General features: G+C 57.4%; 16 protein-coding genes and 9 pseudogenes. 16 read left to right on the top strand and 9 right to left on the bottom strand.

Features of this window, described 5'->3' with window-relative positions:
* Window positions 1-198: 198 nt before the first annotated feature.
* Together RGR602_RS22950 and RGR602_RS22945 are read right to left on the bottom strand one after the other, a co-directional pair.
* Entirely contained in the window at window positions 199-1,842 is a 1,644-nt protein-coding gene (locus RGR602_RS22950) for an MFS transporter (protein ID WP_040114360.1), read from the bottom strand.
* Between the two features lie 125 nt (window positions 1,843-1,967).
* Window positions 1,968-2,897 (bottom strand): annotated as a pseudogene (locus RGR602_RS22945) (IS3 family transposase); the annotation flags it as partial.
* 64 nt (window positions 2,898-2,961) lie between these two features.
* Between RGR602_RS22945 and RGR602_RS22940 the strand changes: the two are divergent.
* Window positions 2,962-4,013, top strand: a pseudogene (locus RGR602_RS22940) (IS110 family RNA-guided transposase).
* 242 nt (window positions 4,014-4,255) lie between these two features.
* On the opposite strand, the pseudogene RGR602_RS22935 reads toward RGR602_RS22940, so the two are convergent.
* The 3 genes and pseudogenes from RGR602_RS22935 to RGR602_RS36275 form a co-directional block, all read right to left on the bottom strand.
* A pseudogene (locus RGR602_RS22935) lies at window positions 4,256-4,516 on the bottom strand (transposase); the annotation flags it as partial.
* A gap of 339 nt (window positions 4,517-4,855) precedes the next feature.
* Entirely contained in the window at window positions 4,856-5,974 is a 1,119-nt protein-coding gene (locus tag RGR602_RS22930; RefSeq protein WP_040114358.1) for an IS110 family RNA-guided transposase, read from the bottom strand.
* A gap of 457 nt (window positions 5,975-6,431) precedes the next feature.
* Complete coding sequence (locus tag RGR602_RS36275; protein ID WP_223844073.1) at window positions 6,432-6,743, bottom strand: transposase; 312 nt, start codon at window positions 6,741-6,743, stop codon at window positions 6,432-6,434.
* 57 nt (window positions 6,744-6,800) lie between these two features.
* On the opposite strand from RGR602_RS36275, the pseudogene RGR602_RS38710 reads away from it, so the two are divergent.
* Window positions 6,801-7,111: pseudogene (locus tag RGR602_RS38710) on the top strand (transposase); the annotation flags it as partial.
* A 94-nt stretch (window positions 7,112-7,205) separates the two neighbouring features.
* On the opposite strand, the gene RGR602_RS22920 reads toward RGR602_RS38710, so the two are convergent.
* Both RGR602_RS22920 and RGR602_RS37545 read right to left on the bottom strand, forming a co-directional pair.
* Window positions 7,206-8,240 carry an ornithine cyclodeaminase gene (locus tag RGR602_RS22920; RefSeq protein WP_040114357.1) on the bottom strand — a complete coding sequence of 345 codons (1,035 nt, stop codon included), beginning with the start codon at window positions 8,238-8,240 and terminating at the stop codon, window positions 7,206-7,208.
* Window positions 8,241-8,471: 231 nt separating this feature from the next.
* Window positions 8,472-8,579, bottom strand: a pseudogene (locus RGR602_RS37545) (IS5/IS1182 family transposase); the annotation flags it as partial.
* A gap of 1 nt (window position 8,580) precedes the next feature.
* Between RGR602_RS37545 and RGR602_RS37540 the strand changes: the two are divergent.
* Window positions 8,581-8,696 (top strand): annotated as a pseudogene (locus RGR602_RS37540) (transposase); the annotation flags it as partial.
* A 579-nt stretch (window positions 8,697-9,275) separates the two neighbouring features.
* Here the strand turns inward: RGR602_RS37540 and RGR602_RS36265 are convergent.
* A pseudogene (locus RGR602_RS36265) lies at window positions 9,276-9,456 on the bottom strand (ATP-binding protein); the annotation flags it as partial.
* A 22-nt stretch (window positions 9,457-9,478) separates the two neighbouring features.
* A pseudogene (locus tag RGR602_RS36260) lies at window positions 9,479-9,676 on the bottom strand (helix-turn-helix domain-containing protein); the annotation flags it as partial.
* 354 nt (window positions 9,677-10,030) lie between these two features.
* Here RGR602_RS36260 and RGR602_RS22910 point away from each other — a divergent pair.
* The 13 genes and pseudogenes from RGR602_RS22910 (at window position 10,031) to tnpB (ending at window position 21,179) form a co-directional block, all read left to right on the top strand.
* Entirely contained in the window at window positions 10,031-11,797 is a 1,767-nt protein-coding gene (locus RGR602_RS22910) for a CocE/NonD family hydrolase (RefSeq protein WP_040114355.1), read from the top strand.
* A gap of 352 nt (window positions 11,798-12,149) precedes the next feature.
* Window positions 12,150-13,820 (top strand): ABC transporter substrate-binding protein, encoded by a 1,671-nt coding sequence (locus tag RGR602_RS22905; RefSeq protein ID WP_040114354.1) that lies wholly within the window; start codon window positions 12,150-12,152, stop codon window positions 13,818-13,820.
* A gap of 1 nt (window position 13,821) precedes the next feature.
* A complete protein-coding gene (locus RGR602_RS22900) occupies window positions 13,822-14,823 on the top strand; it encodes an ABC transporter permease (RefSeq protein ID WP_040114353.1) in 1,002 nt (333 codons plus the stop codon).
* Complete coding sequence (locus RGR602_RS22895; protein WP_040114352.1) at window positions 14,820-15,752, top strand: ABC transporter permease; 933 nt, start codon at window positions 14,820-14,822, stop codon at window positions 15,750-15,752. The genes RGR602_RS22900 and RGR602_RS22895 overlap by 4 nt, the downstream gene beginning before the upstream one ends.
* Entirely contained in the window at window positions 15,749-16,759 is a 1,011-nt protein-coding gene (locus tag RGR602_RS22890) for an ABC transporter ATP-binding protein (RefSeq protein WP_040114351.1), read from the top strand. The genes RGR602_RS22895 and RGR602_RS22890 overlap by 4 nt, the downstream gene beginning before the upstream one ends.
* Complete coding sequence (locus RGR602_RS22885) at window positions 16,752-17,753, top strand: ABC transporter ATP-binding protein (RefSeq protein WP_040114350.1); 1,002 nt, start codon at window positions 16,752-16,754, stop codon at window positions 17,751-17,753. The genes RGR602_RS22890 and RGR602_RS22885 overlap by 8 nt, the downstream gene beginning before the upstream one ends.
* A gap of 354 nt (window positions 17,754-18,107) precedes the next feature.
* The gene (locus RGR602_RS39290; protein WP_267285105.1) at window positions 18,108-18,239 is read left to right on the top strand and encodes a hypothetical protein; all 132 of its coding nucleotides are present in this window, start codon (window positions 18,108-18,110) and stop codon (window positions 18,237-18,239) included.
* A pseudogene (locus RGR602_RS39865) lies at window positions 18,236-18,325 on the top strand (hypothetical protein); the annotation flags it as partial. The gene RGR602_RS39290 and the pseudogene RGR602_RS39865, both read left to right, overlap by 4 nt.
* A 7-nt stretch (window positions 18,326-18,332) precedes the next feature.
* Complete coding sequence (locus tag RGR602_RS36245) at window positions 18,333-18,866, top strand: hypothetical protein (protein WP_223844052.1); 534 nt, start codon at window positions 18,333-18,335, stop codon at window positions 18,864-18,866.
* On the top strand, window positions 18,863-19,690 hold the full coding sequence (locus tag RGR602_RS38700; protein WP_040114348.1) for a recombinase family protein: 828 nt from the start codon (window positions 18,863-18,865) through the stop codon (window positions 19,688-19,690). Before RGR602_RS36245 ends, RGR602_RS38700 begins: the two co-directional genes overlap by 4 nt.
* Window positions 19,581-20,669: a recombinase zinc beta ribbon domain-containing protein gene (locus tag RGR602_RS38695; RefSeq protein ID WP_223844051.1), complete on the top strand. Its 1,089-nt coding sequence runs from the start codon at window positions 19,581-19,583 to the stop codon at window positions 20,667-20,669. Before RGR602_RS38700 ends, RGR602_RS38695 begins: the two co-directional genes overlap by 110 nt.
* Window positions 20,654-20,947: a helix-turn-helix domain-containing protein gene (locus tag RGR602_RS38690; RefSeq protein ID WP_223844078.1), complete on the top strand. Its 294-nt coding sequence runs from the start codon at window positions 20,654-20,656 to the stop codon at window positions 20,945-20,947. The genes RGR602_RS38695 and RGR602_RS38690 overlap by 16 nt, the downstream gene beginning before the upstream one ends.
* Window positions 20,916-21,179, top strand: coding sequence for an IS66 family insertion sequence element accessory protein TnpB (gene tnpB, locus RGR602_RS22860; protein WP_082046651.1), 264 nt, complete (start codon window positions 20,916-20,918; stop codon window positions 21,177-21,179). The genes RGR602_RS38690 and tnpB overlap by 32 nt, the downstream gene beginning before the upstream one ends.
* Window positions 21,180-21,245: the final 66 nt, after the last annotated feature.

Below are 21,245 nucleotides of genomic sequence, written 5' to 3'. Positions count from 1 at the left end.
CGGGGCCTCACAATAAGTGCGTTAAGTTACGGCCACTCATTCTGCAAAAACGTCGGCCGTCATGCACCCATGGGATCTCCTCCACTGTTGGTGACGTAACGCATCACCATCTTGGAACACTACGGTGCTGGCGGGAGGGGCATACAACCCATCAGTGCAAATCAACACGTCGATCCTCTGCCTCATCTCATGCGCACCTCAGGGACGTGAGACACGCGTTATCGGTTGACTGCGTGTGTGACCCAGGGTGGTGGCTCGCTCAATTGCGAGCACGGTCTGAGGGGCGTCTTTCCCATCATGAAGTGCGGCAATACGCCCGCCGAGGTCGTGGTCGGTTGCCGAAAGACGATGGTTCAGTCGAAGATAGTCCGTCCAGGTCGGCGTCCGAAACGTTTCGGTCCATAGAGTCGGGGTCAGCAGGTTGCGCTGAAGCGTCCAGTTCCTCGCACCCGCTTGGCTCTGGATGCGTCGCCGCTTGCGCATGCATTCGAGAAAGGCCTCGAGATTCTGCTCGGCTATGGCGTACTCAACCTTAACGACAATGGGACCGCTTCTCGGCTTCAAGTCAAGTGCAAGCGATGGCGGTTCAAAATCCGATTCCTCTTGCTCGGCTTCGTCCCACAACTCGATCGGCAACACGAATGCAGCAGCGGCCACCAGGAGCAGGACCACGGCAGCCCCCTCGAATGCCATGGTCAAGGAGTAGTTCTGCGCGACAGCGCCCCAGATCCAGCTGCCGGCAGCCATGCCGCCTGAGGCGAGGGTGTAGTAGATCGAGAGCGTCCGGCCGACGACCCATCGCGGGCTCGACAGCTGTATCGAGACGTCAATTCCGGTCCAGGTGAGGAGCCAGCCCGCGCCACCGATTGCCAATGCAAGGGCCGCAACGGGGATCGAAGCGGTGAGAGGAAGCAGAAAGCAGCATGCGGCACAGGCAACCGATGCAAGTGCGATGAGCCGGTCCTGAGAGGCGATCCGTCTCAGGTGGCTGGTGCTGAGACCAGCGGTAAAGGCACCCACACCGAAAGCAGCCAGGAGGGCGCCGTAAACGATCGGCCCGCCCGCCACATGATCCCGGACGATCAGGGGGAGCAGCGCGAGGATGGAAATGCTCGCCAATCCGAACAACGTCCCGCGCACGATTGCCGCCCTGATTTCCGAGGACATCGCCGCAAAGCGCAGCCCATCATAAATGGCGGTAGTTACGCGCTCGCGTGGCAGCGAGGACGAGCGCACGTGCCATATCGAGCGCGAGATAGCGGCAAGCGGTACCAGATCGCTCAGCGCCGCCAGGACGAAAGCGGCAAGGGGTCCGAAGAAAGCCAGGATGGCGCCGCCAATGGCAGGGCCTGTGCTTCGAACGATGTTATATCCGACCGACATTAGCGTGACCGCCGCCGGAATGTCACGCTTTTCCAGAATGTCACCGACCGAGGCGTGCCAGGCCGGGTCATTCAAGGCAAAGCCGCATCCGGCCAGGAAACCCAACCCCAGTATCAGCCATGGACCGACCAAGCCGAGGGCAACGGAGATCGCCAGTGTCAAGGAGGCCAAAGCGATCAGGAAGTGTCCGGCGAGCATCACGCCCCGTCGGCTAAAGCAGTCGGCAATGGCTCCGGCGAGGATAGATAGGAAGAAGGCGGGCAGCGTGGACGAGGCCTGCACGAGCGCCACCATCAGATCGGAGGCCGAGATTGTGGCCATCAGCCAACTAATCGCCGTTGTCTGGATGAGCCATCCGAGGCTGGAGATCTGCGTGGCCGTCCAAATCGCGCGGAACGCCCGGTTTCGGAGAGGAGTCAGGGTGGCCGAAACGGCCGAATGCGAATCTTCGCGCTGCATTTCTTGTGTCTCTCAAGCCCCCATCGCATTGCCTTAGAGGCAGCACCGCGGAAGTGCTCAGGCTACCGCCGGCGTAAATATTTGTCGAGTTGCCGTTGTAGAGCGGCCCGATCACCACAGAACTTTCATCCAGCGGCGATTAGAGCCTCGGCGGTTTTCGATACGCCACTTGGCGCGGTGGGAGCAACCGGCGGAAACGCGTAGCCTTCATCTTGCGCAGCGTTGGAGCCGGTTGCGGCGATGGTTCCGGCATAGCTTGCCGGGGTCCGATATCCGAGCGATGAGTGCGGCCGGGAATGGTTATAATCGTCCGCCCATTCGGCGATGGCGCTGCGGGCATGATCGAGACCGAAGAACAGCCTTTCGTTCAGCAGCTCGTCGCGCATCCGTCCGTTGAAGGACTCGATATAACCGTTCTGCATCGGCTTTCCCGGCGCGATGTAGTGCCACTCGACCTTATGCTCCTTCGACCAGGCAAGGATAGCGTTCGATGTGAACTCCGTGCCGTGGTCGGAGACGATCATGCTTGGTTTGCCGCGCCGCTCGAGAAGTGCCGTCAGTTCGCGAGCAACACGACGACCGGAGATCGAGGTGTCCGGCATCGCCGCTAGGCATTCGCGCGTGACGTCATCGGCGATGTTGAGCACGCGAAACCTTCTTCCGCAGGCGAACTGATCATGGACGAAATCCAATGACCAACGGGCATTGGCCTTCGCTTCGACCAGTATCGGCACACGCGTGCCGACGGCACGCCGTGTGGCCTTCTGCTTGCGCACCGACAGGCCTTCCTCGCGGTACAGCCGGTAGATGCGGTTGACGCCGGACGGCTCTCCCTCCCGCTTGAGCAGGACGAACAGCCGCCGATAGCCGAAACGCCGTCGCTCGTTGGCGAGGTCGCGCAGTCTTGCCCGCAGTTCGACCTCCGGCGGTCGGCAGGACCGATAGCGCACCATCTTCCGATCAGCGGATATGATCTGGCAGGCCCGCCGCTCCGAGAGGCCCATGACGGCCTTCAGATGCGCGATGGCTTCTCGCTTGGCGGCGGGCCCTACCATTAATGGGATGGTCCGCCTCGTCCTCCTGCCGCATCATGAGGCGGTCAAACCGAAGGAGGTTGCAATGCCAAAACGCAATGCGCCGCGCCCAGCGGCTGTCTACGGAATTGATATCGGCAAGAATATTTTCCACGTTGTCGGTCTCGGAAGCGATGGCTTGCCGGTCCAGAAGGTTCGTTTTCGACGCGACACGCTGCTGCAGTTCTTCGAGCGCGCCGCACCGACTATCGTTGGCATGGAGTCCTGCGCTGGCTCTCAATGGATCGCCCGGAAGATTCAGGCGCTCGGACATAAGGTGCGCTTGACCCCCGCGCAATTCGTGAAGCCCTACGTCAAGTCGAACAAGACCGACATCATCGATGCGGAGGCGATTGCTGAGGCAGCAACGTGGCCAACGATGCGGTTTGCTGCACTCAAGAGCGAGGAACAAGCCGATCTTCAGGCTTTGCACCGGGTGCGAGACCAGATGATCGGCACGCGAACGCGCCTGATCAATCAGATGCGGGCTTTTTGCCTCGAATACGGGATCGCGCTACGCCAAGGCGCGGGCTTGTTCAAGCTCGACCTGCCGCAGGCTCTCGAGGACCAATCAAACGACCTTTCGTCAGCGATCCGTAAGCTGCTCGCAGATCTGTTCACCGATCTACGCCAATTGGAACAATGCATTGGTGACGTCACACGCGAGATCGAAGTTATCGCTAGTCGAGAGGATGTGGCTCGACGGCTCATGACAATTCCCGGCATTGGAGCCTTGGGTGCAACCGCACTTCTGGCGGCGGTCGGCAGTGGACGGCAGTTCCAGAAAGCCCGCGACCTAGCTGCTTGGCTGGGCCTGGTGCCTCGCGAGTACTCGACCGGAGGCAAGCAGAAGCTTCTCGGCATCAGCAAGCGAGGAAATCGCTACGTTCGCAAACTGCTCGTACATGGCGCACGATCCTGCTTTCGTCATCTTGACCGACAAGAGATCGACTGGGGAGCTGGCTGGATGGCCTTCAGGCTCGGATGCACCCGAATAAAGCGGTCGTCGCACTTGCCGCTAAAATGGCCCGGATTGTCTGGGTCGTCCTGACCAGGCCCGGGGCACTCTACGAACGCAGAGACCCTGCATTCGCCTGATGCCCCTGGTTCGATTGCAAGGCTCGGGAATAGTGATGACGAAACAGTGGATCAACATGCCGTAAGCCCTGTGCAAAAAAGCGGGCTTCGTGCCCGAACCATTTATTGGGAACGGCGTGTGCGGATCTCATCATGGCCTGGCTGCAACCGCAGCCCACTCGCGAGAGGCCGGATACATTTATGCAACTGGAATCGTCATTTGCGATGTCGCGTACCCTTGCACGGACGCGGCGGACCATACATTTTTTGCAAGAAAGCTCGCGGAGTGCGGCGGCATCCAGCATCTGCTCGGCGAGCAGCTTCTTCAGCTTGGCGTTCTCCTCTTCGAGCGCCTTCAGGCGCTTCGCCTCGGAAACCTCCATGCCGCCGTATTAGGCTTTCCAGTTGTAAAATGTCGCTTCCGAAATCCCGTGCTTGCGGGAGAGGTCGGCCACCTTCGCGCCAGCCTCTTGCTCCTTCAGCACCGCAATAATCTGCTCTTCCGTAAATCTCTGCTTCTTCATGCGTCCGTCCTTTAATAGGCCGTCTCTCTTATGTTCGTTTGCAAGATCGTTAGCCGCGTTTTTTCCTTTCGACTTTGACGACGAAGCCCATGCGTGAAGCTGATGCACAAAGCAGGAGACAGGGCATTTAGACGACGGCTGGCATACTCTTATACGCGGGCTGGATACCGCATTTCCGTTTGTTCGTCTGGGGCTGCCTCTGTCTAATCTCGGGCTTGGAATTATCCGCCACATAGAGTCCGCGAGGGTTCCCCACCGGAGCCCTGCCTCCAACTTTGCACATCAGACAGATGATTTCTCGATAGCGCGGGTCCAATTTCCGCCGACGATCGCCTCTCTTTAAACCTTTGTCGCAGGAGCAATCTCCTGCCCAATCGCCCACAGGAACGCGGCCATTTCTCTGGCAATGGCGGTGACAGCGATGACTTTCGGCTTGCCTGCCGCCACCAACCTTCGATACCGCCCGCAAAGCCTTAGTTGCCCCTTCCAGGCAATCTCTCGGACGTTTCTCGGCAGGTCGTCCAGCCGCGCCTGGATCGTTGGGCTTACACGTGCAGGGAAGCGATATGTCCAGGCCCCTTCGATGAGTACCCTTCGAGCCCTTGCGTTGCCCGCCTTGGTGATCCCACCACGTTTGACCCTTTCGCCCGTTGAGTGTTCCGACGGCACGAGGCCCAGATACGCCATCAACTGACGAGGATTATCAAAGCGCCTGACATCACCGACTTCGACCACAAAGGTGACCGCTGTCATGAACGCGACGCCGCGCATCGCTTGATAGGCGGCCACAACCGGCGCCATCGACCAGGATGCCGCAGTTTCGACGACCAGTGTGGTCAGCCTGTCCAGACGCACGCCGGCATCCTCGATGGCTTGGCAATATTCCGCCAACAGGATTTGGTGGGCGGGATGATCGAAGGCCTGGCACGCAAGCCATCTTGTATGGGCGCGCGTCCATGGCTTGCGGCCGGTATAGATCCTGCCATGACGCAACAAGAAAGATTGAAGTTGCTGTCGCGCCTGCTTCAGCGCGTCGGTGGCAGCTTCGCGAGCCCGCACCAGATCGCGCATGGCCTCATGACCTTTGTCCGGAACCCAGACTGAGGTCAGCTCGCCCGCCCTGTGCAGACGTGCCAGACTTACGGCATCCCGGCGGTTTGTCTTCACCCGGTCGCCCACACGCTTGGGCACCAGGGATGGCGCGACCACCATACATTCATGCCCCAGTTCGATAATCTGACGGTAAAGACCGTAACCTGTGGGACCGGCCTCATAGCAGAAGTGAAGTTTGGTTCCGCGCTTGGAAAGCTTATTGACCATAGATGCGACCGATGCCGCCTCTGAAGAGATGTCGCCAAAAAACCGCACCTCGCCGTTGCGCTCTCCATTCGCAACCGCCACTGAAATCTTCAGCTTCGACGTATCCAAGCCGACGAAAACCACGCTATCTTCTTTCATGGTTCGCCCTCGCTAAGCTTGGGGCTCGGCTCCGGCCAATCCAGAGCAACCCCCGAATTCAGCTTACCGCGGGGGCGGGCCACGCTCACCCCGCGAACATACGGTCTAATCCAATCTGGGGGAAATTACCCGTGGCAGGTCACCTGTCGCTTAGCATCAGGCAATCTTGTAGAGACAAAATGGAACCAAGGTCGTTGCTATCGCGAAGTGCTCCGATATCCTCGTATAAGGTGGCGAGCGAGTCAGAATTCCAGATGTCCAGGAGAAAGCAATTCAAAGGGATTTGTCACGACATCCTCGGAACATTTGTCAGCCGGTACAATGATCTCGATGGGTATTGGGCTTTGGGCCAGTACGTCGCGTACCTCGAACGTCTCGGCGAACGTCAACTTCAGCTCAAGCTTGGGGATGCGACTGGCGTTCCTGACAATCGCGGCATCGCCGTCTCAGCAGAGTATTATCGGGGCGCAGTTCTTCGAATGATGAAGGCAAATGCGATGCCGCAGGCGTGGTTCGCGGATGCAACCATCAAGGTTTCCATTGTCGCCCCATCCAAGGCGGCTTGCGAAATTGAGATAGTTTTCTGACCTCGGCAGGGCGCAGGCAAAACCAGCTTGCCCTGCCGCGCCATCGTGCGCCATGACGACAGGTGGTTCGGCTTCAGCCCATAACGCTCCGCCACCTCGTTCACCGTTACACCAGGTCGCAAACTCTCCGACACGATCCGCGCATTGACCTCCTCCGGCCATTGCCGATGCCGCTCACCCACAGCCTTGGCGGTTGTGAGAACCTCCAACGTAGTCTCGATGGAGAAACTCGCTTGGTCGAGGCCTATGTCGCTCAGGTCCTGGTCAGACATTGAAGCCCGGCGACGTAGTGATCCTCGACAGTCCTCCAGCCACAAACGCCCAGCAGCAAGAGCGTTGGTCGAAGCGGCGGGCGCAACGATGGTCTTCCTGCCGCCCTCTAGCCCGACTTCAACCCCATCGAAAAGGCCTTCTCCAAGCTCAAGGCACATCTGAGGCGGCCGAGCGGACCGTGTCTGGTCTGTGCGACGTGATTGGCAAGCTTGTCGATCTCTTCGAGCCAACGAATGCAGAAAACTACTTCAATTTATGCGGATACGATCCAACATGAAAGGGAAACGCTTTAAAATTGAGCGCTGGGTTTACAACTCGCGCAAAATCCTGTGCGAATGACCCGCCGTGCTAGACGGGCCGTACTCAGGCGGTCAGGCGCCCATCAGCATGCCGAAGAGGTCGCGCGGTTCGTCGGGATCTGCAAGAAGATCAAGTTCCTCGTAAAATCCAGTCTCCGCAAGCTTGGAGCGCACGTAGCGCAGCGACGAGAAATCCTCAACGGCAAAGCCGACCGAATCGAAGAGGGTGATTTCCTGTTTGCTCGTGCGGCCGGCGCGCTTGCCTGCCATCACGGAGTACAGGTCGGTCACCGGGTGGTCGGCATCAAGCTGCTGAATTTCCCCTTCGATGCGAGTCTGCGGGGGAAACTCGACGAAGATCGAGGAACGCAGCAGGATGTTCTTGTGCAGTTCGGTCTTGCCCGGGCTATCACCGCCGACCGCGTTGATATGGACGCCTGGGCCGATCATATTGTCGGTCAGAATCGTGGCATACTGCTTGTCCGCCGTCACCGTCGTGATGATCTGTGAACCGAGGACGGCCTCTTCGGCGGAGTTGCAGATCGTCGCCTCGATGCCGGTGCCGCGAAGATTGCGCGCGCATTTCATGCTTGCCGAACACTGGATGTCGAAGAGGCGGACCTTCGTCACGCCTACGATCTCCTTGAAAGCCAGCGCCTGGAACTCGGATTGCGCGCCGTTGCCGATGACTGCCATGGTGTCCGCGCCCTTTGGCGCCAGATATTTGGCAGTTAGCGCCGACATGGCGGCCGTCCTGAGGGCAGTTAGGATCGTCATTTCCGAGAGCATAAGCGGATAACCCGTGCGCATGTCGGAAAGCAGCCCGAAGGCAGTGACCGTCTGGCAGCCGGATCGAGTGTTCTTTGGATGACCGCTGACATATTTGAAGCCGTAGACCTCCCCATCAGTCGTTGGCATCAGTTCGATTACACCTTCTTCACTATGGGCGGAAATGCGGGCAACCTTGTCGAATTGTTCCCAACGCAGGAAGTCTTTCTCGATTTCGGCGGCAAGTTCGTTCAGGAATGGGTTGACGCCTATTCGATGCACCAGCTTCTTCATGCTCTCGACGCTGACAAAGGGTACGACGTTCAGTTTTTCTTCCATGCTGCACCTTCGGAGTTTGGTTCAGAAGTTTCAGTGAGTTATTAGATGGCTCCTTCTTGCGAACGGTCTAGAATTTGCGAGCACATACACCAATAAGTCGATATCGTCATACCACGGGGACGAAGCATAGCTTGGGAGATGCTGTCCTCAGCGACGGATTGGAACAAAGTTGCACACCAGAAATCAAATCGCGGACGTGTTCCTGACCTAAGAGCCTGACTCCGAAAGACCTCAGCGATATCCGTATCTTGCGAGCCGCCGTGTGAGCATGCGGATATGGGCGATAGTGATCCATGCCTCAGCGGATGCGATCGTTTTCTCCCAATCCTTGGCCAGTCTGCCGCCTCGACGGTTGGGCAGGCCGCGCAGGACGGATTTGCGCGATGTCGTGAACGCGCTACTTTACATCGCGTCGATGGGTTGCCATGGCGGAAGGATTTTCCGCCGTTCACGACGCAGGCAGGTAATGCTCCATCAAGCCCCATTCCCGATCCGTCAGGTCGCTTGCATAGCGGCTCGCGCGTCGGGCATAGTCCCTGCGCGAGTGGCCCCGCAAACTCCAAGGTTCTATTTGGAGTATTCAGTACATGGTTTCAACTTCTGCTAAAAGCTACCAAACCTTGTCGCTTGACACCGGCAGAAACGGTGCCGGCCGAAGAGCCCTTCAGGCTAAATTGGCCGAGTGTGCTAATTCCGCAGGCAGCGCGAAGACGGCTCTGGCGGAGATGGGACGCCGGAGCTTTCAAAATTACCGGCAATCGAGCTTCGACCCTGCCGTTGTCGGGCAAATACTAACCGGTTTTCTTGCGCGTCGATCGCTTCCAATGCCGAGAGTTCGCCATGCTCCAGGCGACGAACAACATGATCGAGAGCCTCGAGGGCACGGGGCATCTTCAGCCCGACGAGATCATGGCGCCGTCCATCTGCTGTGCAACCTGCCGGATTTGCCTCAGAACGAACGACGGAACTTCGCTCTCGATACGAAGCTGATCTATCGTCGAAGACATCGCCCCATTCGAGAAAGCCGCGATTTTAGTTGAGGATCATTGCGCCACGTTCGTAGCGGGCGTTGACGAGTTGGAAGAGGGTGAAGATCCGATCCTTGTCGAGCGATGGCTGGAACTAGAAGTCGAAGCCAGCCAGCGTCTTAATCGTCGCAAGCCGCCCCATCCGCAGCGCGGTCTTAATGCGACTTCTCGCGCAGGGTCAGCTCCTCGGGAGAGCAGGATGCGAACCCGCGCTGTCAGGGCCGGATAGGTCTGCACGCGTTCGCGAAGATAGGCCGCAAACGGATCGATCACCGTCGCTCGCGGTCCATACACCGGAGCCTCCAGCCCGCGCTCTATGTACTTGCGCACCGTCTTGCGATCGATACCAGCCTGCCTGGCGACCGCTGACACCGACAGCCCTTGGCGATGTAGATCCAAGATCATCATCACGCCGGAAAAGTATTCGACCGTAAAATTTGACTTCCTTGATGCCAGTACCGGTTGCACCGGCAGGACCTACATCACCCGTCGGGCCCGATCGCGACGGCTCCGTTTGTCAGTAACAATTCAATCTGCATTCATTCCGGCGTTCCACGTTTCAAATACAGATGCATTTCGCTGCAAATCTCCCTGCCGCACGCTGTAAATGAATGACCTCCCGAGATCAAAGACGGCATCGCAGGGCCCGCCCGATATGAACTTTGCCGCCGATACGAACACAGCTCGCACTCTGAACTGGAAAAGGGTTCAACACACGGTGCAATGGAAAATGCGTAAATATGTCAACGTGGACGGTCAAAAATGAAGCAGGTTAACGACGATCTTACTGAAGGTCTAGCACGCGATATCGGCTACGTGCCGATGAAGGACGGAATACGAATTGCTTACACATCGTGGCGCCCGAAATCTGGCCGTTATCCAACCGTCTTTCTATACGATCCGTACGCGGCAAGTGCGTCACCTTTCAGTCTCGCTAAACCATTCCTCGAAGCTGGTTATGCTTTCGTCGGTGCAAACTTTCCCGCAACGGGTTGCTCGGAAGGTGTTGTCGATTGTTGGGTAGATGGGTTTGATCACAAAGTCGGACGTTATGGCGCCGAAGTGGTCGAATGGATAGCCGAGCAGTCCTGGAGTGACGGAAACGTCGGCATGATCGGCAATTCATCGTCCGGAACGCTTCAGTTCTGGGTCGCGGCAGAGCGGCCTCCGCACTTGAAGGCTATAGTCGCGAGCGGCGTCGAAGATGGGTACGAAGATTGCTTCTGCGTAGGTGGTATGCTGCAACTCCAGACAGCAGCCGGATGGGCGCTTGGCGCCGAATTCGTCACTCAAGCTAACGGAGCGGAGGACCGGATCAGAGCGGGTGATACTCAATGCGCGGCAATTCGTGGGAGCGACAGGCAGATTGTCAAGCATTCATTTTTCGACGAGGTGCGAAAGCACCCCTTGAAAGATGATTGGTGGGATTCCGCTTATTTGGCGCGCGATAAGGTCGCCGGTAAGGTCGCTATCCCCACCATGCTTATCGCAGCGTGGCAAGACACTTACGGCGGTGCGGCCAGAGAAAGTGCTCGAGTATTTACTCAGCTGTTGCCGAACGTAGACCATAAGAAACTTGTGCTGATGAACGGTGATCACTTGATCGGGCAGCCTGGGGCAGAAGAAGCCTACTGTCTCGTCGTTGACGAGAGGTTGAAATTTCTGGATCGTTGGGTAAAGGGGGTTCAGAACGGAATAGAACAGGAACCGCCAGTGACAGTTTATTGGGAGGTCTCTGAGCCGGATGGAGATCCAAAGAATTCGGTTGCTGGTTGGGTTACGAGACATAAGACTTGGCCGGAGCCAGCGGTTGAGCGTCGTACCTACTATCTCACACCAGATGCCATGGTTTCGCCTCAACCACCCAGGGATTACCCGAACGAGGGCTCGCGCGCGTATCTCTATCCGACGGGAACAGAACTCCACGGAAACAATCAGCAGTTCGCGATCCAGCCGTACAAGGAAGGTGTGTTGAACTACCGCACCGCCACAGCCATTTCGGATATGACGCTGTTGGGGAATCCGGAAATAACGCTGTATCTGAGTATAGACAATGGAGATGATGCCGACCTGCAAGTGACGTTGAAAGATGTCGACGTGAACGGCAACGTTCTTTTCCTGCAAACGGGCCTGTTGCGTGCTTCGCTCCGGTCGGTAGATGAGATGAGGACATATGCCGACGAAGTGGTTCACTCATGCCGCAAATTCGAAAAGCTCGTTTCGGGTAACATTTATGAGATACGAATGTCGTTGCTTGCGCCAATTGCTCATGTTGTCCGGCAAGGGCACAGCCTCGAGCTGACGGTTGGGGCACCCAATCCGATGCCGCTTCGCAATCTCGGCAGCATTCCTGTGGGCGCGCCGTCTATCAACAGGGTCTATCACTCGGAGAAATACCCCTCGAGGATTCTTCTTCCCGTTCTTCCGGGGGCGGTAGCCCGCGCGCCTACTCCCGACTTCGGTACATTGCGCGCTCAGCCTTGGCGGACAAGCACGGGATTCGTTCCCGGGGGGCTGCCGATCAGATAGTACCCGTCTCTCCCTTGCAATGCGGCTCCCATTCGGTTCAAGCAAGTCTGGAGTGGTGGACGCCTCCACATCATTACTCCATAGGAGTATGGTTTCGTTTCCGAACCACTGTGCGGTATCATTGGAATACTCAGTCGACCCAGGCCAAATTGGGAGTTGCCATTCCCTTGGCTATTGGAAAGTTGGGAGTGGCCAGCACGATCGAGGCGAAAAGTTTGCGTCAATTGGAGAGGAATTTTGGTGCCGCTGTTTCATGGGCCCCGCGATTTTGGTGGGTAACTGCTGGCTGATAAATCCACCCTTCAATAGGCAAGCAGACTGGCCAAAAGCCAGCAATGAGGGAGGAGGAAGGATGAATAAGTGGTCACTTAGTCGCCGCTCGATGGTCAAAACCATGCTCGTGGCATCGGGGTCGGCGTGGGCGATAAATTCCAGGGCTTTTGCTTCGCCCTGCGGGGACCATGTTGTGCGTATCGCTGGAATTGTCAGCCCTGATACGATGAACCCATTTGCCACATGGAGTTCGTATTGGCCAACGATCTTCACCTATGATTTTCTGGTGGGTGTAGATGCTCAGCGCCATTCCGACCGGAAAGGATTTGCCAAAGAGTGGTCCGTTGCCAAGGACAATGTTACGTGGACCTTCAAAATTTGGCCGGGCATGAAGTGGTCGGACGGGCAGCCTGCCACCGCTCAAGACGCTGCTTTCACCTATGATTATCTGCGCGGGTCTATCGGCAAACCCGACGAACTGAATGTCGGGTGGAACAACACTGAGGGCCTAGAACTTGTTGAGTCAATCACGGCTCTAGACGACGAGACCCTGCAAATCGTGACGAAGGTGCCGACCCGCTGGCCAATTGACAATTGGACAATGATCGTTCCCGAGCACATTTGGAAGGATATCAGTTACGCCGATGCGCGCAGCACCTTCCGAAACAGTGCACCTTTGGTGGGCACGGGACCTATGATTATCGCGGAGTTTCAACAGGGCCAGTTCGCGCGCATGACCCCCAATGAATACTACCGCACGGGACGGCCAGGCACGGAAGGCTTGATTTTCCGGTTCTTCAATACTGCCGATCCTATCGCACAGGGCCTTAAGAGTGGTGACCTCGACTATGGCTTCATGCTGACGGCCGCCCAGTGGGCGGACCTTGCGAAGAATCCGGAGATTGTAGTCGGTAAACAGCGCATTGAGCAGCGGAACTATTTGGCTTTCAATACCCTCTCTGGCAAAGGAGCGGGAAGCACGAAGGCCTTGCAGGATCCGGCGTTCCGCGACGCAATTGGTTACGCTATCGATCAAAAAACCATCGTTGATCGAGGAATGCGGGGAAATGCCGACCTTGGCGTGGGGCTGACAATGCCGATTGCCGCCAACTACTATTCGGATCTGGCGGATATCAGGCGCCATTTTGACCTGGCCGAGGCGAGCCGCCGGCTCGATGCGGCAGGATATCGAGACACAAACGGCGACGGCATTCGAGAGGATAAGGAGGGAAAAAGCTTCCAGCTCGAGCTAATTACTGGGCCCAGCTCGGGAACGGTTGAGATGCCAATTGCGGTCGTGCAATTTATCGCTGACTGGCTGGGGCAAGTGGGCATTCCTGTGTCTGTAACTCAACTCGACGACGGTGCCCTTGGCGCCCGCTACGCCGATCCGGCGAAGGGTGGTGGAGGATGGGATCTACTCGTTACGCAAAGCTGGCTGTCCCCTTCCCCTCACGATTTTCTGAGCTTGGGCAGCAGTAAGCTTATCGGTAGCCAAAATAGATCATACTGGACAAGCGAGAAATTTGACAAACTCTTGTCAGAGATTGATGTTACGGTTGCTCTCAAGAAGAGTCAGGCTCTCGTAGATGAAGCGGCCAGGCTTATTTATGCCGAAGCTCCCTATATTATACTGTGTTATCCATTCGCGCTTGACGCGCGCCGCAAGGATTGCTTCAGGGGCTGGGGGAAGCAAGACATCATGTCGATGTGGAGCTACTTCCCGTTTGATCGCTTGAGCACGATCTAAAATGACGGCTGCTAGACATGGAAGCCGAGCAAGCCACCGCGTTGGACATATCATCCTCAGAGCTGTTGTGACTCTTTTGATGGTGGCGAGTCTGAACTTTATCTTGTTCAGAGTCATCCCCGGAGATCCGGCCGGGCTTTTGCTCGGCGGGGCTCGCAGTGGCACGACCACAGAACAGATTGAGGCTCAGCGCCAGCGCTGGGGCCTTGACCGCCCGCTTATCCCTGATCAATTGTTGAATTATATATCGGCAACGGTCCAGGGCGACCTGGGCTATAGCTTCAAATTCAGGGGAAGGCGCGTGGGCGACCTCCTCTTGGAGCGGCTGCCTGCTACCATTGCTTTGGTGGGTGTGGCTCAGATAATTGCGATCATTTGCGGTGTCATGCTTGGCATCTACGCAGGCTGGCGCCGGGGAGGTGCTGTCGACAACGTCGCCACTGCCGCATCCCTGGCACTGTACTCGACACCTGCCTTTTGGCTCGGCATGCTCTTGGTGGTGATCTTCAGCACGGCATTAGGTTGGCTCCCGGGCTACGGTGTATATTCGCCTGGTGTAACCATCGGGTCCCTCGAGTGGTTATTCGATTACGCTCGGCATCTCATCCTACCAGTCTCCACAGTTGCCCTAGGACTTTTAGGTCAATACGTCCTCGTGGCGCGCGCTGCTATGAGTGACGTGGTAGCCGAGGACTACATGGTGACAGCCCGCGCAAAGGGACTCACCAGCGGCCAGATGCTGATGCGTCATGCTTTCCGCAATGCGATGCTGCCCGTTGCAACCTTGGTGACGCTCAATCTTGGCTATGTGGTGGCGGGCGCAATCACCGTTGAAACCGTATTCGCTTGGCCGGGAGTTGGTAGCCTCACAGTCGAGGCCCTGAACGCACGGGATTATCCGGTCCTTCAGGGGGTTTTTCTGTTACTCGGTGCGTCGATTGTTCTTGCTAACCTTGTCGCGGACTTAACCTACGGCATTCTCGACCCCAGGGTGAAACAATGACCCAAACTGTCACAACAAACGCTCGGAATGTGCGGTTGCGCGCGATTAAGGAGTTTATAGGCAGGCTCTTCGAGCGAGGCGGCGCTTGGGTCGGCGTAGCGACACTGACCTTCTTCCTCGTTTTGGCTGCGTCGCCCGGACCGCTTGTTGGTCCACTGGAGACGGCTGCCACAGCGACGGGCGACTTTCTCGCATCGCCCGACAGGCAGCATATTTTGGGAACCGACGAAATAGGACGAGATGTTCTTAATCTCGTAGTCCATGGCGCACGGATTTCTCTTACAATAGCTATGATAGCGACTGCAATTTGCCTCATCGTCGGCACTACGGTCGGTATTGCGTCGGGCTATTATGGCGGGAAGGTCGACGCTTGGCTGATGCGCCTGACGGACTTCTTTTTCGTCGTTCCGTCCTTCGTTCTGGCTCTGGTCATTGCACCCGTATTTGTGGAGGTCGTGGGCCGCGGTCGCGAAATCCTCGGCTTTCGTACCTCTCTATTCGTGGTCATTGCGGTGATCGGTTTAACCAGTTGGTCCTTTATCGCTCGTATCATCCGCAGCCAGACGCTGGCCCTTCGGGGACGTCCCTTCGTCGATCGGGCACGAGTGGTGGGTAGCAGTGATTTCAGCATTATGGTGCGGCACATCCTGCCCAACCTCTTGCCGCAGATCGCTGCTAACGGCGCACTCGTTGTTGCCAATGCGATCTCTATCGAGACCTCTCTTTCATTTATCGGGCTCGGCGATCCGCTACAGCCTTCCTGGGGCACTCTGCTTTCCTTGGCGCAACGCGCCGGCGCTGCCAGTGCTGGAGCCTGGTGGTATCTCGGCGCACCGGGTGTGTGCGTGCTCATTGTTTCACTTGGATTCGTCCTCTTGGGCAATGCGCTCGATGATACAATTAATCCCCGCCGGAGGACCATTCCATGAGTAAAAGTTCTCAGAATCCTACTGCCTCGCTGCTTTCAATTGACAATCTCTCCGTAGACTATGAGATGAAGGCCATCTCGCTGCGTGCCATCCATGACATAAGCTTTGATCTGCTGGCCGGACAAGCTGTAGCCCTCGTTGGGGAATCGGGTAGTGGCAAGACCACGACTGCGATGAGCATTGCAGGTCTGCTTTCGCCCAACGCGCGGGTCAACGGCGGCGAGGTACGCTACCGCGGTACGCGCTTGCCGATCAACGATGATGCAGCGATGCGCCCATACCGCTGGAGCGAAATCTCCGTTGTATTTCAAGGAGCGATGAACGCACTTAATCCCGTTCACCGAATTATTAAGCAGATCGCCGAGCCGTGCATGCTGAATGGCATGTCACGTGACGATGCGAGGGCAAGAGCAAGGGAACTCCTTGAACTAGTCGGTATCCCTGCGGATCGTGGTGCTTCCTATCCACACGAACTGTCTGGCGGCATGCGGCAAAGAGTGATGATCGCTATGGCGTTGGCCTGTAGCCCGTCAATAGTCATCGGTGACGAGCCGACTACGGCCCTTGATGTAATTAACCAAGCGCAGGTTCTCAAACTGCTAGTCGAATTGAGATCGAAGTTTAATCTCGCTCTCCTCTTGATCACACATGATCTGTCCGTGGTTGCGGAGACCTGTGATCGTGTCATGATCATGTATGCCGGACGGATCGTCGAGGACGGCACCGTCGCAGAGATATTTGCCGAACCTAAGCACCCCTACACTCGGCTCCTGATCGAATCGATTCCAAGCCCGGCAAAGGACAAAAGAATAATTCGGCCGATCCCGGGCGACCCTCCGACTTTGGTGAAGCGCCCTTCAGGCTGCCCATTTCATCCACGCTGTCCGTCTGCCATGTCAATTTGTATGATCGAAGATCCTCAACTTGAGAGGTGCGGCCAAGGACGGGTCGCCTGCCATCTTCACAGATCGTTGAGACAAGCAGACAAGGTTCCAGTTCATGCCTAACATCGCCGACATTCTGCGTTTAGAGAACCTGCAAGTCCGCTTTCCCCTACAGGGTGGATTGTTTGATGGTATCTTAGGACGACCAAGGGGCGGCGTACGTGCGATAGACGGAGTCGACCTGACCGTCGCTCGCGGTGAAATCGTTGCCCTCGTGGGTGAATCAGGTAGTGGCAAAACCACCATAGGCCGCGTCATCACCAAGCTCGTGCAGCCAACTGGCGGCAAGTTGCTTTTCGATGGTGATGATATGACAAGCGTGCGCGGCTTTTCGGCGCTACGTCCTTATCGGCATCGAGTGCAGATGATTTTCCAGGATGCCTATCAAGCGCTCAATCCACGACACACCGTGTTCGACGCGGTGGCAGAACCGTTGCGGTCGCTGCGGCTCGTCGAGAACAATGAGAAGCTCACCAAACGGGTGAGCGACGCTCTTTCGGCCGCTGGTTTGAACCCTCCCGAGGATTTCTTCGCACGATTTCCACACGAGCTGTCAGGCGGTCAGCGTCAGCGAGTCGTCGTAGCGGGGGCCCTTGTCGTCAAACCGGAACTCATTGTCGCGGACGAGCCCGTATCGATGCTGGATGTTTCGATCCGCGCACAAATCCTGCAGACTCTGATCGACCTGCGGGACCGACAAAATCTAGCGCTGCTGTTTATCACTCACGACCTGCCGCTCGCCTGGCTAATCGCCGATCGCATCGCCGTTATGTACCTCGGACGTGTGGTCGAGATCGGCAGTGCTGACGATATCACCTTGAACCCCCAGCATCCGTATACAGTAGCGCTCCGGAACGCCACGCCACAGGTTCGCGATACCGCAGATCGAGGTGCTATCCAAGCCCTGCGGGGGGAGATTCCCAGTGCGGCTCGGGTCCCGAAGGGCTGTCGGTTCCATCCGCGCTGCTCCCTCGCGTTCAACCGCTGCCGACAGCAGGAGCCGCCAGCAATCGAAATAGGACCGCAACACCGATCAGCCTGTTGGCTGGCGACATAATCGTGGTTTGAGGGCTTTTATGTCCGGCGGACGTGGGGCGCGCGCCGGAATAGATCTGATATGAGCGCGACGAACGCCCACGGTCCCCAGATGTTGGCAGTCGGGCTTTTCAGGGGGCTCGTTTAGAACTTCTGCTTTGCCCGCGCTTTGACACTTTGACATGAAGCAGCCGCGGAAAATGCCTCTTCGTAATGGTAAGCGGCGGTTTGATCCGGTCGAGGAAGAGCGCTTGATCGATGCATGCTTTGAGCCGGGGGTGTCGGTTGCAGGGTAAGCGGCAAGGGGACCCCGTCTGGCGTAGGGGGTTAGCGGTCGGATATCGATAGCGCACGTTGTGAGCCGAAGTGAGCTTCTATGTCTGCGCCTAGTTCTGGAACTAGAACCTTCCATATCGAGGTTGTCCTTGGCGACATTGTCGTGCGCGCCGGCGCAGATGTCGACGAGGCGCACTTGCAGCGGGTGATCCGGGCGGTCCGTTCGGCATGATCCCCTCCGGCGTGAAGGTGTTCCTCGCCAGTCATCCGGTGGACTTCCGCAAAGGCCCGGACAGCTTGCTGTCGCTGGTGCGGGATGCCGGCAATGATCCGTTCAACGGTGCGCTTTACGTCTTCCGGGCCAAACGGGCCCAACGACCGACATTCTGCATACGTTTCTCGCTTTTCGACGATTGCCTATCCTTGGCACCCGCTGTTCGGGAAGAAGGTGCAGGTCTCGCCGTTTAGACGCGGCAAGAGTTTGACCTGCATCTACACGAATGAGCGTCCGGATCTGTGCCGCGAATTGCCGAATTGGATGTTCGATCAAAGCTACTGCTCCACCATGGCGCTAGGGCTGCCTGAGATCAGCATCGCTGGCCTCAACGAACTGGCGGCCGCGCTGGCGTCGTTCGGCGCGACTCGCAAAGGAGGCGCAAGATCCCGTCCTTCAAAGAAGAAGGAGAAGGGTGATGCGAAGCAGGCGACATCAAAATCGCGATCAGCTCGTCCTGGAGCTGGAGCGCCAAAATCATCAGGTGCCGGTCAAGAACGTCAAGGGGTTGGTGGAGGCGTTGGCAGATCTTCTGCTGGAGGCATTGGAGGTAAACACAACGACGAAGACGGGAGGCGTAAATGAACACGAAGATCACGCCTGACCATCTGGGACGTGCGGCTGTGGTCTACGTCCGGCAGTCGATTATGACGCAGGTCACCAGTAATCTCGAAAGCCAGCGTCGGCAGTATGACCTTGCTGGAGCTGCCACAACGACCGGCTTTGCATCGGTGACCGTAATCGATGACGATCTTGGCCGTTCCGGTTCGGGCAGCATGGAGCGCCCTGGGTTCGAACGGCTTGTGGCACAGGTCTGCTCCGGCGATGTGGGTGCGGTCTATTGCATCGAGGCATCACGCTTGGCGCGCAATGGTAGGGACTGGCATCATCTGATCGACCTTTGCGCGCTTGCTGGTACGCTGGTCATCGATCCGGACGGCGCCTATGATCCGCGGCTTGTCAACGATCGTTTGCTGCTTGGATTGAAAGGCACGATGTCGGAGTACGAGCTTAGCTTGATGCGACAACGCGGCATCGCCGCCCGCGATTCCAAGGCCGGACGTGGGGAACTAAGGTTCATGCTGCCTCCGGGCTTGTGCTGGAGCGAGGTGGGCAAGATAGAGATTGATCCGGACGAACACGTAGCTGAGACGATCAGGCTTGTCTTTACCAAATTCCGGGAACTGGGAAGCGGACGACAGGTCTTTTTGGCGGTCGGCCGATATCAAGATGCCTGTCGTCCTGCGCAATGTCGACGTCTGCAAACTAGTCTGGAAAGCGCCAGCCTACCACAGCGTCATGCAGATCCTCCACAACCCACTCTATGCGGGCGCCTACGCCTTCGGAAGACGCGCGCAGCGAACGCGGATCGTCGATGGTCGCGCTCGCAAGGCCACTGGGGTGCGTAAACCCCGGGGCGAATGGAGCGTGCTGCTGCGCGATAATCATCAAGGTTACATCAGTTGGCGGGAGTATGAGGAGAACTACAAGCTCCTGACTGAGAACGCGCACATGAAGAAGAATTGCGATCGCAAATCAGCGCGTGGCGGCCGTGCTCTTTTGACGGGACTGATGCGATGCGGCCGCTGTGGCCGAATGATGCGCGTCTTTTACGGCAGTGCAAAAGGCAACGCCCATCGATATCAGTGCCGCGGCGATGATGCTCATGTGGGTGTCGGCCTTTGTATCGGCATTGGCGGCGTCAGGGTCGACCGCGCTGTCGCCCTCCAGATTCTGGAAGCGGTGTCGGATCGTGCCGTCGAAGCGGCAATATTCGCCTCCGATCAAGTCGAGCGGTCCCAAAGAGACATCATTGCGGCAATCGAGCGGGACCTCGAAGGCGCACGCTACGACGCCCTGCTGGCCAGTCGCAGGTATGAGCTTGTGGACCCAGCCAAGCGGCATGTCGCTCGTGAGTTGGAAGCGCGATGGAATGATGCGCTGGAGCGTGTGAAGGTGCTTGAGCAGAAGATCAAGGAATTGTCCGCCTTGTCAGCCGCACGCCCTGCCATCGATCGTGGCCGGCTCCTGCAACTCGCTCATGATCTGCCGACCGCATGGAATGCGACAGCTACAGATACTCGAACGAAACAGCGGCTTATCCATATCCTGGTTCAGGAGATCGTCTGCAATCTCGACAATGCGACCAACGAGGCCGTGCTATTAATCCATTGGACCGGTGGTCGTCATACTGAGGTCCGCGTCGCGCGCGTCAAGACCGGCAGATATCCGAGTGAGATGGCGCCGTCGGCAGTCGAGGCCCTGCGCAAACTGGGTGGACATGGCCAGATCGGGAACTTGCGGTGTCGCTCAATAGAATGCACTGCAAGACCGGTGATGGCGAGAGTTGGACGACCGTACGTGTCCGCGACATGCGCGAGCGCCTAGCAATTCCCGAATACGATGCCACCAAAGTGGACGTACCGATGATCAGCTTGATGAAAGCGGCGGAGAAACTCGGCATTTGTGTCGGATCGGCTAAGAGCCTGGTGCAGAGAGGAATTTTACCCGCAACGCAAATCCTTCCAGGCTCGCCGTGGATGGTTCCCGTCGAAGCATTATCCTCGGAAGCCGTCCGGATAGGGGTGCAGGGTGTCGTCGATCGACGCCCGAAGTTTTACGAGGATTATCAATATGATAAAGTTGTCCGATTGCCCGGACTCTAACAGAGGGATGCATTATGAAGCGCACTGTGCGGACAGAGTCAAGATCGTCTGGTGGGACGGCTCTGGCGTCTGCCTTTACGCCAAGCGGTTGGAAAAATCGCAGTTCTGCTGGCCGCGGATCGGCCATAATCGGATCCAGCTTAACCATGCTCAGCTTCTGACGCTCATCGATGGCATGGATTGGAAGCGGGTTCGGGCCGTGCCGGTCAAGCCGCCGGAGATTGTTGGGTAAAAGCCCTGCGGCGAAGTGAATCAGCAGCCTGAAAGGGCAGGAAAACCGGAGCAAAATGTGCTCTGT

It is taken from the genome of Rhizobium gallicum bv. gallicum R602sp (assembly GCF_000816845.1).
GTDB lineage: Bacteria > Pseudomonadota > Alphaproteobacteria > Rhizobiales > Rhizobiaceae > Rhizobium > Rhizobium gallicum.
This window is presented reverse-complemented; position numbering and strand designations above follow the sequence as displayed.